Origin of the sequence: Ornithinibacillus salinisoli, assembly GCF_042684965.1 — a bacterium.
Taxonomy (GTDB): domain Bacteria; phylum Bacillota; class Bacilli; order Bacillales; family Amphibacillaceae; genus Ornithinibacillus; species Ornithinibacillus salinisoli.
In genome coordinates, this window is the sequence record NZ_JBHUMI010000003.1 from 147,509 (window position 1) to 164,958 (window position 17,450).

General features: G+C 36.6%; 17 protein-coding genes and 1 tRNA gene. 3 read left to right on the plus strand and 15 right to left on the minus strand.

The window, feature by feature from the left end:
* Window positions 1-234 precede the first annotated feature (234 nt).
* The 7 genes from trmL to ACFSTA_RS00830 form a co-directional block, all read right to left on the minus strand.
* Window positions 235-708 carry a tRNA (uridine(34)/cytosine(34)/5-carboxymethylaminomethyluridine(34)-2'-O)-methyltransferase TrmL gene (gene trmL / locus ACFSTA_RS00800; RefSeq protein WP_377554504.1) on the minus strand — a complete coding sequence of 158 codons (474 nt, stop codon included), beginning with the start codon at window positions 706-708 and terminating at the stop codon, window positions 235-237.
* A 42-nt stretch (window positions 709-750) separates the two neighbouring features.
* On the minus strand, window positions 751-1,596 hold the full coding sequence (locus tag ACFSTA_RS00805) for an amidase domain-containing protein (RefSeq protein WP_377554505.1): 846 nt from the start codon (window positions 1,594-1,596) through the stop codon (window positions 751-753).
* A 52-nt stretch (window positions 1,597-1,648) separates the two neighbouring features.
* Entirely contained in the window at window positions 1,649-1,963 is a 315-nt protein-coding gene (locus ACFSTA_RS00810; RefSeq protein WP_377554942.1) for a DUF5316 family protein, read from the minus strand.
* Between the two features lie 41 nt (window positions 1,964-2,004).
* Entirely contained in the window at window positions 2,005-2,520 is a 516-nt protein-coding gene (locus ACFSTA_RS00815) for a methylated-DNA--[protein]-cysteine S-methyltransferase (RefSeq protein ID WP_377554506.1), read from the minus strand.
* A gap of 11 nt (window positions 2,521-2,531) precedes the next feature.
* Window positions 2,532-3,677, minus strand: a complete 1,146-nt coding sequence (gene queG / locus ACFSTA_RS00820) for a tRNA epoxyqueuosine(34) reductase QueG (protein WP_377554508.1) — start codon at window positions 3,675-3,677, stop codon at window positions 2,532-2,534.
* 14 nt (window positions 3,678-3,691) lie between these two features.
* A complete protein-coding gene (locus tag ACFSTA_RS00825; protein ID WP_377554510.1) occupies window positions 3,692-5,395 on the minus strand; it encodes an ABC-ATPase domain-containing protein in 1,704 nt (567 codons plus the stop codon).
* 182 nt (window positions 5,396-5,577) lie between these two features.
* Window positions 5,578-5,651 (minus strand) — tRNA-Gly (locus ACFSTA_RS00830).
* 520 nt (window positions 5,652-6,171) lie between these two features.
* Between ACFSTA_RS00830 and dat the strand changes: the two genes are divergently transcribed.
* A complete protein-coding gene (gene dat, locus ACFSTA_RS00835) occupies window positions 6,172-7,047 on the plus strand; it encodes a D-amino-acid transaminase (RefSeq protein WP_377554511.1) in 876 nt (291 codons plus the stop codon).
* A 118-nt stretch (window positions 7,048-7,165) separates the two neighbouring features.
* Here the strand turns inward: dat and ACFSTA_RS00840 are convergent, their stop codons facing one another.
* Both ACFSTA_RS00840 and ACFSTA_RS00845 read right to left on the minus strand, forming a co-directional pair.
* Window positions 7,166-7,666: a hypothetical protein gene (locus tag ACFSTA_RS00840; protein WP_377554513.1), complete on the minus strand. Its 501-nt coding sequence runs from the start codon at window positions 7,664-7,666 to the stop codon at window positions 7,166-7,168.
* Between the two features lie 178 nt (window positions 7,667-7,844).
* Window positions 7,845-8,072 carry a hypothetical protein gene (locus ACFSTA_RS00845; RefSeq protein ID WP_377554515.1) on the minus strand — a complete coding sequence of 76 codons (228 nt, stop codon included), beginning with the start codon at window positions 8,070-8,072 and terminating at the stop codon, window positions 7,845-7,847.
* Window positions 8,073-8,190: 118 nt separating this feature from the next.
* Between ACFSTA_RS00845 and ACFSTA_RS00850 the strand changes: the two genes are divergently transcribed.
* Both ACFSTA_RS00850 and ACFSTA_RS00855 read left to right on the plus strand, forming a co-directional pair.
* Entirely contained in the window at window positions 8,191-8,712 is a 522-nt protein-coding gene (locus ACFSTA_RS00850) for a DNA topology modulation protein (RefSeq protein ID WP_377554517.1), read from the plus strand.
* Between the two features lie 84 nt (window positions 8,713-8,796).
* The gene (locus ACFSTA_RS00855; protein WP_377554519.1) at window positions 8,797-10,800 is read left to right on the plus strand and encodes a S9 family peptidase; all 2,004 of its coding nucleotides are present in this window, start codon (window positions 8,797-8,799) and stop codon (window positions 10,798-10,800) included.
* A gap of 469 nt (window positions 10,801-11,269) precedes the next feature.
* On the opposite strand, the gene ACFSTA_RS00860 is transcribed toward ACFSTA_RS00855, so the two are convergent.
* The 6 genes from ACFSTA_RS00860 to ACFSTA_RS00885 all read right to left on the minus strand — a co-directional run bounded on the left by ACFSTA_RS00860 (window position 11,270) and on the right by ACFSTA_RS00885 (window position 17,409).
* Window positions 11,270-12,226, minus strand: a complete 957-nt coding sequence (locus ACFSTA_RS00860) for an alpha/beta hydrolase (RefSeq protein WP_377554521.1) — start codon at window positions 12,224-12,226, stop codon at window positions 11,270-11,272.
* A 209-nt stretch (window positions 12,227-12,435) separates the two neighbouring features.
* Entirely contained in the window at window positions 12,436-12,939 is a 504-nt protein-coding gene (locus tag ACFSTA_RS00865) for a DinB family protein (RefSeq protein WP_377554523.1), read from the minus strand.
* Window positions 12,940-13,026: 87 nt separating this feature from the next.
* On the minus strand, window positions 13,027-14,139 hold the full coding sequence (locus tag ACFSTA_RS00870) for an ABC transporter permease (RefSeq protein ID WP_377554524.1): 1,113 nt from the start codon (window positions 14,137-14,139) through the stop codon (window positions 13,027-13,029).
* The gene (locus tag ACFSTA_RS00875) at window positions 14,136-15,401 is read right to left on the minus strand and encodes an ABC transporter permease (protein ID WP_377554525.1); all 1,266 of its coding nucleotides are present in this window, start codon (window positions 15,399-15,401) and stop codon (window positions 14,136-14,138) included. The genes ACFSTA_RS00870 and ACFSTA_RS00875 overlap by 4 nt, the downstream gene beginning before the upstream one ends.
* 9 nt (window positions 15,402-15,410) lie before the next feature.
* On the minus strand, window positions 15,411-16,343 hold the full coding sequence (locus ACFSTA_RS00880; RefSeq protein ID WP_377554527.1) for an ABC transporter ATP-binding protein: 933 nt from the start codon (window positions 16,341-16,343) through the stop codon (window positions 15,411-15,413).
* A 244-nt stretch (window positions 16,344-16,587) separates the two neighbouring features.
* On the minus strand, window positions 16,588-17,409 hold the full coding sequence (locus tag ACFSTA_RS00885) for a cytochrome c oxidase assembly protein (RefSeq protein WP_377554529.1): 822 nt from the start codon (window positions 17,407-17,409) through the stop codon (window positions 16,588-16,590).
* Window positions 17,410-17,450 lie beyond the last annotated feature (41 nt).

A 17,450-nucleotide genomic window follows, 5' to 3' on the forward strand; every position in this document is an offset into this window, starting at 1 on the left:
CACCAGCCGCCCGCGGCAAAGTAGACACTGTAAAAGCGACCTAAAGGAGCTTGAACAGATGTCGCACTTGTGCTGGAAGTGAAAGCGAAGTGTATTTCTGGAGCGAGGTTTGTTGCAGTACATTTAATCTCAAATTTCACCACGTTTTTCATATTAAGTTACTTCGCAGTTTATATAAAAACAACAACAAACAATGCGAAATGAGCCTGTATGAAAAAGAACAAAACACACCTATTAATACATATTCGGAAATCCTTGTTGGCGTAATGCTTCATAAATAATAATGGCTGCGGTGTTGGATAAATTCAATGACCGCACTTTATCATTCATATGAATCCGTAAGCATTGATCTTCTTTTCCAACTAATAAATCCTTCGGTATTCCATCTGTTTCCCTACCAAATACAAAAAATATGTCTTCCTCTGTATGACTGAAATCAAAATCTGTATAATGCTTCGTACCAAAATTTTCAATATAATAAAAAGACCCTTGTTGATATCTATCATATAATTCCTGAATCGAATTATACTCTTGAATATCTACATTCTTCCAATAATCTAACCCAGCTCGGCGTACCATTTTATCATCTGTTGAGAATCCTAATGGATGAATCAAATGAAGTGTTACACCTGTTGCTAAGCAAGTTCGTGCAATATTTCCTGTATTCGCGGGTATTTCTGGTTGGTATAGTACTACATGTAAACTCACTATTCATTCTCCTTGCTATTTTATCACTACAATATTATATCACTACTCACCGATTCGGAAAAACTTGTATTTTATATTTGGTGTATATGCTGTTGAATCCTCATAAGACCAGTATCGATGGCGACTGTTATCAGTATGGGCATTTACTAAAGGCATACCATTATTATCCCGAGATACGACAATCGTATTATGATCCCATCTACCATCTCCTTCAAAATCGTAACAAATAATATCTCCTGGCGAGAGGTCGCTCGCAGAATCAACTGCTATTCCCTTTAACCCTTGTGTTGAACCGTCTAAATACCATCTCAGTGAATGTGCTACTGACCAACTATAACTCCAGTTATTATTTTGATACCACCAACCTTGATTCCGATTTGGTGCACCACGCATAGGCGCACCACCTGCCCTTAGGCATTGTGATACGTAATTGGTACAATCAACATCAAATTTTCGATATGCAGGATTATAACTATTCCACCAACGTTCTGCATATTGAACAGCGGCCAGCCTATCATAGCTAAATCGTTCAATCTTTCCATTCCGAATCGTTTCCGGTACTATCTTTTCCTTTTCCACTTTTTCATATGGCAGCCCAATCATGTGGTTATCGACTATCTCACCTTCAACTAATCTAAATTGATAGGCATTTACGTTTTCTTCCATATAAAAGTGATCCTTCTGTTTCATTAAAAAGGTTATGTGTAATAAATAATGGACCGTTTCCCCGGACCTTTGAATCATTCGTTCGTATATACTGCCTTCTCCATTTATACGAACTATTTCCACGCCACGTTTTTTACACAAATCCTTTTTCCGCTTCCACCAAGAAATTTCATTATGTTCCGTTTCGAAAAATTCCAGCCAATATGCTCTTAACTTCTCCATTAGAAATCCCCTCCAATATATGTATATGGAGGGGAAGCTTGTCAAAGTTGTATTAGTTAAAATATAAAAGTAAAAATCCCAATAGTAAGTTAGGAACTGCTATTGTGGCAGAAACTAATAATACATTACTTCGTTTCCTTCGATCTTCCTTATTTTCAGAATGATAGTTTGCTCGTAATTGATCTGGAGTAGCAAACACACCTCCTAACAATCCACTTATTACGACAAACACTATACCTATACCAAGTGTAATGGATCCATATAGCTCTAAGTTTTTTGTAAAAATTCCAAGAAGTGTTAAAACAGCTGCAACCGAAAATCCAATAATGAAAGCCTTTTTAAAAATAGAAATCCCTCCGTATAGTATGAGATTACTATCTTATACGAAAAGACCTCCGAAATGTTTCACTATTTCGCAAACTCATGTGCTAATAAAAACTCTTTTTTATCAAGGCCACCATTATAACCAACCATCTTGCCGTTAGCTCCAATTACTCGATGGCATGGTACGATAATCGAAAATGGGTTTTTATTTACCGCCCCACCAACTGCACGTACTGCTTTCGGATTACCAATTGTTTCAGCTATATCTTTATATGATTTTGTTATCCCGAAAGGAATATGATCATAAAGTGCTTGCCATACCTTTTTTTGAAAAGGGGTTCCATAAAAATCAAAGTTAATCGTAAACTCCTTCTTTTGACGTAAAAAATAGTCATTCAGTTGATCTATAACATGCTGAACTTTTTCAGGCTTGCAAACGAAATTAATTTCACCGATATAGCGTCTTGTCCAAACTTCAAGCTTTTCTTTCATTACTGCCATCGAACCAAAATCTATCCGAACAATATTTTCACCATTACTAATGACGAGGATTGTTCCGATAGGTGATTCCATTTCTCCATAGTACAAGTGCTTATCCATCAAATCCCCCTCTACCCATGTTTCGCCTTTTCTTGAAAAGCCAAGCCTTTTTCCATTTCGAATCGAACCTGTTCATCTATTTCCTTTTCCGTTGCTTCACGAATTGCAGCATATGCTTCATCTGTTCCTATCTTCCCAAGTGACCAAGCTGCCGTTCCTCGTATAACCGGTCGAGGATCATTGTTCATTACTTCTATTAATTCTTCAACAGCAGAAGCATCTTTATAATGTCCTAATCCGATAATAGCATTTCGTTGGAGGGGCTTTTTGCCACGCCACGAGCCTGAAATATAACCAAAGGTTTCCTTAAATTCACGATTAGAAATACGAAGCATTGGTTTAAGCTTCGGCTTGGCAATGTCATGTTCTGGCTCAAATTCGGGGTGTATATGAAAATCTACTTTTTTATTTTTAGGGCATACGACCTGACATGTATCACATCCATAAACGCGATTACCTATTTTCGTACGGAACTCATCTGGTAAGTAATCCTTTGTCTGTGTTAAAAATGCAATACATCGCTGTGCATTGAGCTGTCCTCCTTCAACAAGAGCTCCAGTTGGACATGCATCCATACACTTCCGGCAATCACCACAGCTATCTTCAACAGGAGAATCCGGTGTAAAAGGGATATTTGTGATCATTTCTCCCAAATAAACAAATGAACCAAATTCCGGTGTAATAATCGATGTGTTTTTCCCACTAAATCCAATACCAGCGCGTTCTGCTACTGCTCGATCAGACAACTCTCCTGTGTCAACCATCACCTTCGTGTTCGCATCCGAAACTTTCTCTTTAATAAAAGCCTCTAATTTTTCGAGGCAGTCACGCAAAACATGATGGTAGTCTGTTCCCCATGATGCCCGAGCAAAAATTCCTCTTCGCTCTTCTTTCGTACTTTTGGGTGCATCTTTCATTCGGGATGGATATGCAAGAGCTATAGAAATGATGGATTGTGCCTCTGGTAATAAACGTTTTGGCTCCGTTCGTTCTTCAATTGATCCCTTTTCAAAGCCAGATTGGTATTTAAGTTCTTGTTGTCGTTTAAGACGTTCTTTTAGTTCCCCAAACACATCTGCAGTTGTAAAACCAATTTTATCTATACCTATTTTCTGACTATATGCGATTATATCTTGCTTCAATTGCTCTGTATTCAAGGGAGATTCCTCCTCTATATTTGCTTCACTTTAGCTGTCCGCATTCGATTCAATACTGCAGCAATTTCAAAACGACGTGGACGAGCAAGATCACCAGGATGTTTTTCACCAAACATAGTAAATGATGCCAGCCCTTGTTTTTCCATTTGTTCCTCTATCTGAATCATCAGCTCACGCAGTGGCTTATTGCCAATTCCATTTGTACGGTCTAAATACTGAATAATTTCCGCAATCATACGTGTTTGTGAAGAATCAATCAATTGTTCTGTATGATGAAAGGATATTTCTGAATATCCCATTAAAATCTTGGTTAAGCCTTTTGCTTGTGTCTTTGATCGCTTCCCTTTTTTCGTCTGTAGTGACTGTTGTAGAAATTGACGATTAGCAATAACGCCAAAATCTGTACTTGAGTTCTCTTCTCGATTTATAGGGTAACTATTCGTAACTGATTTTGCTTGAGTCGTTACATTATATGGTACGTATTCATCCATCATAATAACATGATCCGCGACATCGAAATAATCTCCAGAGCCACCCATAACGAGAATGGTTGATACATCTAACTGATCATTTAATTGTTTTATTTTATCTATAAACGGTGTAATCGGTTCTTTCTCTTTACGAACCAATTTTTGCATCCGTTGATCACGAATCATAAAATTTGTGGCGCTAGTATCTTCATCTATTAATAACGTTGTTGCACCAACCTCAAGAGCCTCCATTACATTCGCTGCTTGAGAAGTACTCCCACTTGCATTTGTAGTAGAAAATTCGGTCGTTTGCTGACCATGTGGAAGATTATTAATAAACGCAGATATATTTACTCCTGTAATTTGACGACCATCTTCTGCCCGTATTTTCACAGCATTCGGATCTGTCAATACAAATTCACGGCCATCTCTAAGTGTATGGGAATATACCCCTCTTTCAATCGCTTCTAAAAATGTACTTTTACCATGATATCCCCCACCAACGATCAATGTAATTCCTTTTGATATTGCCATACCTTTTATAGGTTTTGATTGGTGAGGAAGCTGGATTGCCACTTCATTTTCAGGTGGGCTTTGAAAGGTAACGGCATTTCTTAATGGTCGGTTACTGATCCCACTTTCTCTTGGTAATGTCGATCCATTTGCAATAAAAGCAACCCAATTATTTAAGCGCATTTCTTCCCGGATCGTAGCTTGTTGGTCTGCAAGCATTATGGCATCATCTATCGTTTTCTCTGAAATGGTAAAGACCGAATGATTGATGATTTCTGGAATGACATGTATAAACAACTTATCTGCTTCACGACCATTAATCCGTCTTCCATTTGCTGGAAGTCCTACAGATAAACAAATGGTAATAGCTGTTTTATTAATCTGAACAGCAGTCCGTTCGATCATTTCTTGACCAGGTTTATCAAAAAGTACTGCACCACTTTTTCCAGAACCTTTTATTAACGTACGATTACTGTCCACTGCATTACCAATTACTCTAGCAAATGCATCTTCCACAGCAACTTTACGGTAAGATTCATGAAACCACTTGGAATCAATAGCTCTTTTCGAATCAGAGATAACGATACGTATTTTGGATGGTGATGCAAAAGGATCGCCTTGTACATAATCGATGAATAAATCAAAATCAGGATAGGTGTAATGACCTTGTAAGTCTTTATATGCTTTATATCCTTTACCATCTAGTTGTTTTAATTGTTGAATTAATCTTTTCATTATAATCCCTCAAATTTTATTAGTAGTTATGTTTAGAATACGTTTGGAAAGTTAAATATTCAAGTGATGGGTGATATGTTTATGTATTAGAGGTTTAAAAACTCGAAGATCAATACATGTCAAAAGAAAAAACGCAACACCTCGTAAGTTATGTTACGAAACACTGCGTTATGACATATGTATGGAGCGGGTGAAGGGAATTGAACCCTCGACATCAGCTTGGAAGGCTGAGGTTTTACCACTAAACTACACCCGCATAAAAGTATAATTAAATTCAAGAATAGCTTACGCTCATTGTTTAGACAAGCTATGCCCCTACATCTGCAAGATTATTCATGGATGATAAGTGCTTCGGGGCAACTCGCAGATTACTCGGTGGAAGTATTGCTCGTAACTACACCCGCATAAAAGTATAACTAAATTCAAGAATAGCTTACGCTCATTGTTTGGGCAAGCTATGTCCCCTACATCTACAATTCTCTAAGTAAGCTATTTTTCGAATGCAAGATTAATTATAGCAAGTTATTTTTTACTTTGCAAGAGGAAATATGACATTTTTCTACAAAAAAATTATAACTTAGATTAGCTTTAAATTTTCATCCCCAACACAAGTTATACCATTCTCACCTTACCAACAATTTAACGAAGCACCAAATAACATTAAAAATTATACCGAATATCTTGTATAGAGATGTGAAATTAGAATTTAATTAATACATTTACAAATGTGTTCTTTACGTAATAAAATATTGATAACCACAAAGGGGGCGAAAGTCTTGTCTACTTATCCAATTATATTATCGCAAACGAAGTTTACCCATCGTGACAGTGTAAGATACCCAATCGAAGAACGCGCACTTCAGTTCGGTGATGGTGTTTACGAAGTTATCCGTGTCTACAATGGAGAATATTATCTTCTTACAGAACACGTGGATCGCTTATTTCGTTCTGCAGAAGCAATTAAAATTAAACTCTCCTTCACAAAGGAAGAGATTTCAAATCAATTAGTAGAATTATTAAATCGAAACAATATAAAGGAAGATGCAAAGGTTTATTTACAAATTTCACGAGGAACTGCACCACGTGATCATGTCTTCCCGAAAGAAGTACCACCGAACATTTACGCTTACGCACAAAAACAACCTCGTAATCTAACAAATTTAGAAAATGGGGTTTGTGTTACGACACACAAAGATATTCGTTGGGAAAATTGCTATATTAAGAGTCTCAATTTATTACCAAACGTATTGGCCAAACAAGAAGCAAGTGAAAAAGGATGCTATGAAGCTATTCTCCATAAAAATGGACTTGTAACAGAATGCAGTGCAGCTAATGTTTATTTAGTTAAAGATGGTAAAATTTATACTCATCCAGCGACAAACAACATTTTATATGGCTGTGTGAGATTACGAATTGAACAGTTTGCTCGTGATCTAAACATCCCATTTATAGAGGAACCATTCACCATAGATGATATTTCGACAGCTGATGAATTGTTTTTATCTAGCAGTACGTCCGAAATTATGCCGATTATTCATGTTGATGGAGAGCAAATTCGTGACGGAAAACCACAAATAATTACGAGACAATTGCAAAAAGCGTATGAGCAAGATGCTAGAATTACAAAAAACAGAATAAAACAAACGATGTAGCGGTTCTTAGTGAAATCGGTGTTCTAGTGCAAAATAATCAAATTACAATAGAATATGGAAACCTACTAGATTCATAAGGAAAGGAGCTTGGCACCAAGCTCCTTTATCAATAATCGTACTATTCTTTTATTATTTCTATATCACCTTCATGGTTAGGAACTTTATCAGAAAATGCAATCCAGTAACTTACCTCTAAAGAAACCCCTTCAATAGCTTCATCAAAATATGTTACTTGCTTTGCTGGTTCATCGAATACTTTTATTTCTTTCATGCTTTTTTCAGGTCTAATAATGGTCACAACAGGTGACCCTTTATCAGCAAGTATTGTCGTTTGTGATTGTATATTTTCCCCCAACACCCATTCTAAACCACTTTGAGTATGTTTCAAAATTGCTGCACTAAGCATTCTAACATTCAAACTCTGAAACACAACAAAAATATAATCCCCTTTAATATCATAATCTATAATAGTTACATAGTGGTTGTCATTCTGTACCATAAGTTCTTGAATCTTTTCTTCAAGAGATAACTCTTCGTGCTTCACTTCCTTATCAACTTCCATTTCGGAACAACTTATTAGGAAAAAAAGTATTATAAATGACAGAACTAACTTTTTCATAACATGATCCCACTCCATATTTAATATGTTCCTACTAACTTAATTCGCGAGTTCAAACTGCACTGTTTTTAAATGGAATCTATTACGATGCAGATAAACTGACCATAGTGAAAAGAACGGCTCCATAAAAAACAACGCCTACATTTATTTTCATTTGTTTATCATCTTTAATAGTTTCCTAATGTTCTTTATTTGTTTCAAAAGTTAATCCTGTGGTCAATGATCCTCCACGAATGTAAGCAAACACCCCTCTACTACTATTAAAGAAAAATAATACAACCGATAGTCCCAGACCAATAAAGAAAATCCATTCAACATATGAGAAAGAAACAATTATACTTGCTATCCATATAATTAATGCGATTATGAAGGATGTTAATATGGTATAGCTAACAATCTGTTTCAATTGTCTTCCTCCTTTACTTTTTACCTACGAAAACACTAACAAGAAAGTTTCATTTTAACTTATATATTCTGAAAATTATGTTATAATATACTTCTTATTTTTATGGAGGAGGTTTACAATGCAAAAAATCGCAATTATTGGTAGTGGAGGTGCAGGCAAATCTACATTATCCAGAACATTGGGAGCAATTTTGGACATACCCGTATATCATTTAGATGCCATCTTTTGGCAACCGGGATGGAAGCCACTTGGCCGAGAAGCATTAATTAACAAACATCAAGAGATATTTACCCAAGACACCTGGATTATCGATGGGAACTTTGGTAGTACTATGGATTTGCGATTACAAGAGGCTGATACTGTTATTTTTTTACATTACAAAACGATAAGATGCCTATACAGAATAATAAAGCGAAGGATTCAATTCCATAGTAAAACAAGACCGGATATGGGAGAGGGTTGTCCTGAAAAACTAGATTGGGAATTTTTTCGCTGGGTCCAACAATATAATAAAAATAATGCACCTTCTATCCTGAAACGACTTGCAACTTTATCACATAAAAACATTTATGTATTCAACCGTCCATCGGAACTTAATAAATTTCTTAATAATTTACGAGAACATTCCGAAAAAAACTAGCAATCTAATTGATTCGTTACTCGAAATAGTTTAGAATGAAACATAGTTTAGAAAATTATTGATATATATTGGAGGTAATTCTTGATGACCAATTCAAAAAGAGCAGTGACAGCTGAAGACTTTACTAAATTAGCAGTTTATAGCGAACCCCAGTTTTCACCCGATGGAAGTAAATATGCATTTGTTTCAACTACTGTAAATGATAAAGAAGAGTATGAATCACAGTTATTTTTACAAGATCTAACAACTAATATGCCGAAACAATGGACATTTGGATGCGAGAAAAACAGTCATCCACGCTTTTCCCCAGATGGCCAAAAGGTAGTCTTTCAGTCTAATCGCAGCGGGGTATCTCAGCTATGGCTATTACATACCGACGGTGGAGAGGCAAAACAAATAACTACGTTTAAAAATGGAGCCGTTAATCCAAATTGGTCAAAGGATGGAAAATATATTGTCTTTACTGCCTCCTTGGATAGTGATGATGATGTTAAATCACAAAAAGAGCAATCAAAAGAAGAACGTCAAAAAGAACGAGAAGAGAAAAAAAAGCAACCACTAGTTGTAACTAGCTTACGATACAAGTCGGATGCACAAGGGTTCCATGATGACAAAAAGAGTCAAATTGTCTTATATGATGTAGAACATGAGACCTTCACGCAACTAACTACTGCTGATGCTCACCACGGATATCAGGATGTTTCACCAGATGGCGCAACCATATTATTTGCTGGTAATTTAAATGAGGATGCGGATTACGAACTTATCAGTGACCTTTACACAGTAAATATTGCTACAAAAGAGATTACAAAACTAACAAATAGCAGTGGTACCTTCCATAGTGCAAGCTACTCACCAAGTGGTGATAAAATAGCTTATTTGGGACATGAACAAACACATGCTGGTGCAACGTTAAACGAATTATATGTATTTGACGTCAAGACTGGTGAAAGAACGTGCTTAAGTACGGATTGGGATTTTCAACTTGGTGATTTAATGATCGGAGATACTCGTCTAGGTACATCCACAACTGGTCCAGTTTGGTCAAAGGATGAGGATAAATTATTTTTCGTAGGTACGGATTTCGGTGCTACTGGTTTATTCCAGGTTAACTTACAAGGTGAATTAGAAGTACTTTATAAAAACGATAATCATGTTTTCGGGTTTTCATATGATGGAAGTTCGGAATCATTTGTTATCGGTGTAAGTACACCAACGAACCCATGTAATTTTTATTTACTAGATAATAGTTTAAAATTAACTAGATTGACGAATGCCAATACGGAATTCTTAGAAGAGGTAGAGCTAAGTGAACCAGAAACTTTAACCTATACTGCCCAGGATGGTTGGGAAATCCAAGGTTGGCTTTTACGCCCTTATGGTTTTGAAGAAGGTAAAAAATATCCATTTGTGCTTGAAATCCATGGCGGACCGCACGCAATGTACGGACAAACTTTCTTCCACGAAATGCAATTGCTAGCAGCAAAAGGATATGTGGTTTTATATACGAACCCTCGTGGAAGTCATGGATACGGCCAAGACTTTGTAGATGCAGTCCGTTCCGATTATGGTGGAAGTGACTATACGGATTTGATGAGTGCTGTAGACTACGTGTTAGAGAACTATAGCTTTATTGACGAAGATCGACTTGGTGTAACTGGTGGTAGCTATGGTGGATTTATGACAAACTGGATTGTTGGTCATACAAACCGTTTCAAAGCAGCAGTAACGCAACGCTCCATCAGTAACTGGCTGAGCTTTTATGGTGTGAGTGACATTGGTTTCTTCTTTACAAAGTGGGAACTAGGACACAATCTATTAGAAGACACTACAAAACTATGGGAATTCTCACCATTAAAATATGTAGAAAACGTAGAAACACCTCTATTAATCTTACACGGAGAACAAGATTATCGTTGTCCAATTGAACAAGGGGAACAATTATTTGTTGCACTGAAGCATTTGCGTAAAGAAGTTGAATTTGTTCGCTTCCCAGGTGCAAGTCATGAATTAAGTAGAAGCGGTAAACCTGAAATGCGTATTGAACGCTTAAATCATATTTGCAGATGGTTTGAACAATATCTATAAAATTTTATTTTGTAGGCTGACGTACTGATAAGTGCGTCAGCTTTTTTTATGTGGGTGATTTTCTCTTGCTTGTGTCCGATGTTCCAGCGCATTCGTCCGATGTTTCGGCGCGTGTGTCCGATGTTTCGGAGCATCCGTCCGATGTTCCCGCTCTTGTGTCCGATGTTCCAGCACATGCGTCCGATGTTTGAGCGCTTCCGTCCGATGTTTCGGCGCGTGTGTCCGATGTTTCGGAGCATCCGTCCGATGTTCCCGCTCTTGTGTCCGATGTTCCAGCACATGCGTCCGATGTTTGAGCGCTTCCGTCCGATGTTTCGGCGCATGCGTCCGATGTTTGAGCGCATCCGTCCGATGTTCCTTCTCATACGGCCGATGCTCCCATTCCCATTCCCGCATCCGATGTTCTCTCCGCCCAAAGATAACCAAAAAAAAGAGCTCTCTACCACATGTGATAGAAAGCCCTCCCTATTTAATCGAAATATTCACTCAAAAAGCCGTTTAATGTCTTGATATATTTTTCTTCATGAATAACAAACGCTTCTCCATGGTTAGCTCCGTCAAAGGTTACCATTTCCGCTTCACTTTTCGTATTTTCATATAATTCTTCTGTCATTTCAGTTGGTACAAATGTGTCTGCATTACCATGAATATATAATATCGGTACATCTGCTTTTTTTACTTGGTCTAGTGCGGATGCCTCTGTAAATGAATAGCCTGCCTTTGCTTTAGATACTAGACTTGTAGTATTTAACACCGGAAAAGGAGGCAATTTGAACATTCTTGAAATTTGGTATGAAAATAAATCCTGTACACTCGTAAAAGGACTATCTGCGATAACAACTTTCACGTTATCAGGTAATTCCTCGCCACTGGTCATCAGGACGGTTGCTGCCCCCATGGAAAGTCCGTGTAATACGATTTCCGTATCTGGACCAAGCCTTTCAATCAACATATTTATCCAACTAACATAGTCTAAGCGATCATGCCAACCGAACCCATAATAATCTCCCTCACTATCACCATGCCCTCGTGCATCAGCTGTGAAAAAACTATAACCTAGTTCTTCGTAATAATATTGTCCATATAGCCCCATTTGTGAAGCATTTCCTAAATATCCGTGTGCCATAATAACCAATTTATTAGTTGGTTCTTTAGCTTCTAGAAGATAGCCTTTTAGCGTCAAATCATCGAAGGATTGCATTTCCATCTGTTCAAAATCTTGATTTTTCATCCATTCTCGCCAGCCTCCTTCAGTAAACACATCCATAGCCTCAGCAGAAACTTCTAGATCCTTGTTTTCTTGTAGAAATTCCTTTTGTCCGCGACTAATTGCTAGATTATAAAAATAGAAACCAGCAATAATATCTATGATTAACAAAACTGTAATAATTGAAATAGTTATCCTTACTATTCTCTTCCGAGTCATCATGGTGCCCCTCTCTGATCGAAGATTCATTTTATCCTGCGACTAAATGTCCGATTCGTTTAACTAACATTCAGTGGGTATGAATATCCCCCCACTGTATGAAGTTTCACTTTTTCTCTATAATTCTATTATACAAAAAATTCACACCAAATAGGGGACTTTAAGGGACTTTTCTCCTGGTATATATTTCAAGAGTATTACAGAGTATTTCAATAATTACTTTTTAACAAGCCTAAACCTTCCTTTGCCTCTTTAATCTGTTCAATATGACGCATCTCATGATAGCCTACAAAAGCTATAGTCTGTCTCAAATTCAAATAGCCGAAAGCAGGATGTGGTATCCCTTTTCCCTCTAATTCTTCTGGGTCAGCATTTTTGGCTATCTTAATCATTTTCTCATGGGATGAATTTAACAATTCCCTTAATTCCACCAAGGTTTTATACGTATCACCCGGAACCATAATTTCAGGTGACTGAACCTTGTAGCTTCGATCAACTGTTCGTTCGACAGGCTGGTCCTTCGCATGAACAATTTCACCACCAGCCAATTGCTTTTCAATCATTCTAGTAAAAGCCGTTTCACATAAATACAAATGCTCTAAAATTTGCTTGATCGACCACTTATCTGTAGTAGTTTTTTTATTTAATATTTCATCGGTTATCCCTTCGACTTCTTTCCATAATAATGTCCGTGCTTTCGCATTTATTTTCACATGTATCTCCTCCTACATATATGTATTATATTATAACAATTTTTAGAATATATAAAAAGATCAACTGCACGTAGCAGTTGACCTTTTTTACACATGTCTTCGTTCCATCAAATGAATACCAACACCCATGAATAGTACTCCCATTAAGATTAAAATACTAATTGGATACAGTAATTCTTCTAGCGGATAACCATATATGGCAATACCATTCATTAGTTCCATACCATATGTTAATGGATTTATTTTTGATAATGCTATCATTATTTTAGATTCTACGATTTCTAATGGCCAGTATGCTCCACCTATCATTGCCATGCTTACCGATACAATCGGGATAATAGCATTGAACTGTTGTACATTTTTTACCACCGCTGTTAGAAAAATGGATAGGGCAACGATTGCAAATACATACGGAATTAATAGTACTAGTGTCATCCAAAATCTATCATTAAAATCAACACCAACTATATATCGGAATACGGTAAATATAACAGCTATTTGTAGGTACCCAGTCAAAAAGCTATATATTAAATTGGCAACATACATTTCCCATTTTCGTACTGGGGACAAAATAACACGATCCCATACCCCGTCTCTTTTCTCTGTTAAAATCGGTAAGACATTATAAGCTATGGTATAGATGACAAAAAATAATGTAAAACCGAATAACGATTGAAATGTATTATCATAGACAACCGCATCATCACTGCGAAAATTACCGGTCTGTACCGAAAATATTGGCGATTCATATGCTGCTTCTAATTCAGTTATAATTGTATCTTCGTCTGTATTGTCTGAATCTAATGCTGCTAATATCTGATCCCGCTGCTGTTTTTCCACATAGATTCCACGGATCGACTGTTCAATCATTTCAATGTTAGGAGACTCCACGCCTACAACAACTTGAAATGTATCTGTAGATAACTTTACACCGACTTCTGCTTTGCCATTTGCAACACGTTCTTCCAGCTCCTCTTCTTCCATCCATTGAAATGTATAAGCATCCATTTCCTTCATTTCATTTCCGATGAAGCTATTTTGAATTGCATCATCATCGGTATAAACAGGCACTTGAATGGAAGCCATATTACCAGTTCCACCTATAAGGAAGGCAAAGCCAATTGACATCGCAGTAAAAATCGCAAATGTCCATGGATTTCGTATGAACACTTTACATTTTGCCAGTAAAATTCCAATCATTTTATTGCCCCCCTTTTCGGAAAACTACATGCTGCTATTACGATCGTAGCTATGGCAAAGATAATTAACAATAACAGATGCTGCAAATTGTCTGTTAATCCATCTCCTCTTAAAATCGACAAGTAGGCAGCCATACCTGCACCATTAGGAGTTAATTCACCCAGCATACGTATAGAGGGAGAAAAGTCACCTATCGGAAAGAAGCTTCCACCTAGAAATGCCATGATCGTGACAATAATACTCGAGAAAAAATTAGTAATAATTTCCGAGTTAAAGCGATAACTAATTGCCGTCAGCAATACGGTTATTCCTCCAACAGCACTAGCAAAACCTAAGGTCACTACGAAAAATGCAAACATATCTGGCCAAACTACACCAAAAGCTATCCAGGAAAATGCATAGATAATCATTAACTGCATAAACCCAAAAATGGTACCGGATAAAAATATTCCAATAAAATATACCCAACGCGAGACATTCGCTAAAATAACTCGGTCAAAAACATGAGTGGTTTTTTCGAGAAAAGCCATAGAACCGATGGTAGAAGCAATAAATAAAACATTCATTACGGCCATTCCGACACTATAGTAGTCCTTTGATGAAATCGGATTTTTTTGACTAATTGAAGTTACTTCACTCACAATTTTTTCCTCATCAATTTGTACAACCGCTTGGTCCACATCATTTTCCTCTAGAAACATACCAAGAGTAGCTTGCTCCTGAAATTGTTTTACGATTGAATCTACAATACTAGTTCCAATTTGATGCGTATCATTATAGCTAGTGTGAATTATGGGATCTACCTCTTTATCTAAGATCATTTTCTCTAACAATTCATACGTAAAATTTTCAGGGACTTCAATAACTGCAGAATACGAATTGTCGTTTTTAATTTCTGCTAGTTGGGAAGGATCAGCTTCTTCCAATTGAATAATTTCTTGTAGTTCTTCACTTCCAAAAACCTCATTTTTCAATGCACTTACGAACATGAGATTTCCCATTTCTTTCTCAATAGCTGCAACAGCTTCAGGTGGCAATTCCTTCTCTAACATGGTCAAAAACCGCTCTACCTGTTCTGTTTCATGGTCATGTTCTATAAAAGCAACCTTTGCTTGAATGTCCGGATTATCTCCATTTACCCAATTACTTAATGCCGTTCCAAGAATACTAATTAAGATTATTGGTAACCCAACTAGCAATAGTAATTGCTGCCGATTTCGTAATAACACTAGCCCTTGTTTTTTAACAATTTGCCAAATCATGACATCACCTCAATCCCTTAATGCTCTTCCTGTAAGATGAAGGAATACATCTTCAAGAGTAGGTGTTTTAATATCCACCGAATTCAAATTAAGTCCAGATTCTTCGGCCAATTTTATGATGGAAGAGAATATATTTTCTTCTTTAGGAACCATAATCGTAACTTCCTTCTCTCCAGTAATCACCCGATTTACAGCTGGATAATTCTTTATTGCATGTAAAAAATCATTATTAAGCCGATCCGCTTTCACTAAAATGGTCTTCTCTGCCGAAAGAATACTTTTAATTTCCTCCTGTGTACCCGAAGCAATCAGATTACCTTTATCCATAATATAAATACGGTCACATAGATACTCTACTTCTTCCATATAGTGACTCGTATACAGAACAGTCATCTGTTTCTCCACGTTCAATCGCTTAACCGTTTCTAAAATATAGTTTCGTGATTGTGGGTCAATTCCAACAGTTGGTTCATCCATTATGAGTAAATCTGGTTCATGTAACATCGCAACACCAATATTTAAACGCCTTTTCATTCCACCTGAAAACTTACTAACTACATCTTTACGGCGATCAGATAATCCAATTAGCTCTAACACTTCATCTACCTTGCGTTGAAGTTCAGCTCCCTTTAATCGATAAATCCTACCAAAAAATTGCATGTTTTCCTCAGCTGTTAACTCCGTATAAAGTGCTATATCTTGGGGAACCATCCCGATTATTTTTCGGAGGGGACCTGGGCTTTTAAGCATACTCTTATTCAAATAACGCACATCTCCACTTGTTGGTTCCGCTAATGAAGATAGCATAGATATTGCTGTTGACTTTCCAGCACCATTTGGTCCAAGTAGCCCGACAATTTCACCTTTTTCAATAAACATATTTACATTTTTTACAGCAAAAACTTGTTTGAATTTCTTTGATATGTCAACTAACTCAATCACACGAATCTCCCCCTTCTCCATTTAATGTACACGAATATACTCTTTGACAATACTATCTGTAGTCACTTATATTTTGATATCCTTATGACTTAAGTCACTTTTTAAGTCTGCTTGTAAATGATTGTTGCCATTCTAAGCTCCTTGCCCACGGAAAGCAACTGCCAATTTCCAAAATCACGTTGCAGTTACGTCGCATCAATATAGAAATAATCTATGCGAAATAAAAAATAACCTCCATACATTTCTAGAGGTTATTTTTTCCTTTTCGTATAATTTGATAGGTCATAGCACTAATAAAAATAAGGAAGTGCAATCCGAATAATATTCCCCCACCTTGCTTTTGTTCCATTATAGGATCAAAAGGTAAGAGTAATTGGATATAATCCGGGGTTAAAGTCTCCCCTGGTGGAAGGCATAACTCCATTGATGAAATAATAGAAGTCATATCGGTATAAACCAAATATAAGCTATCATTTATCAACCATAATGAAAAACAATACGGAATAATGAAAAGAATATTTAAGACAATATAAACTATTTTTTGCTTGCTCCTCATACGATTAGGCGAAATTATTGGAACCCATAGGAAAAGTGAAGCAATAAATAAACCGAATAAATAAAAATAGTTCCAAAAAAGGTCTACTCTAGCTTGGTCAAATATGGCTGGAATATGATAGATATATAACAACATATAAAATAAACCAATAATAAGAAACGGTTTTGTAACTACACGCAGTAATACCTTTACAATGTTAATTGCTAAAAATTGATCCACTGCCTTTTGTTTCAATCCTACTAATAGCAATGGCGGAACAACAAATAATAGTAACACCACTTGCATAATATGCGTGCTAAACGCTATTCGTCCGATAATATTCATCGGGCTACCTATTGCCAAAAATAGTAATCCGAGTCCACATAAAAAAGAGATAGATTTCCAAATGGAATGCCTATGATCATGTGGTAATAAAAATAAGTAAATAATTGCCACAAAGCTTAAAAATAAAAAAATCCCACCATTCCATAATGAAGTAAAATGAAATTCCTCGAGAATAATATCTAGCACAGGCTGTCACCTTCTTTATACAACAATATATTATAAGTATA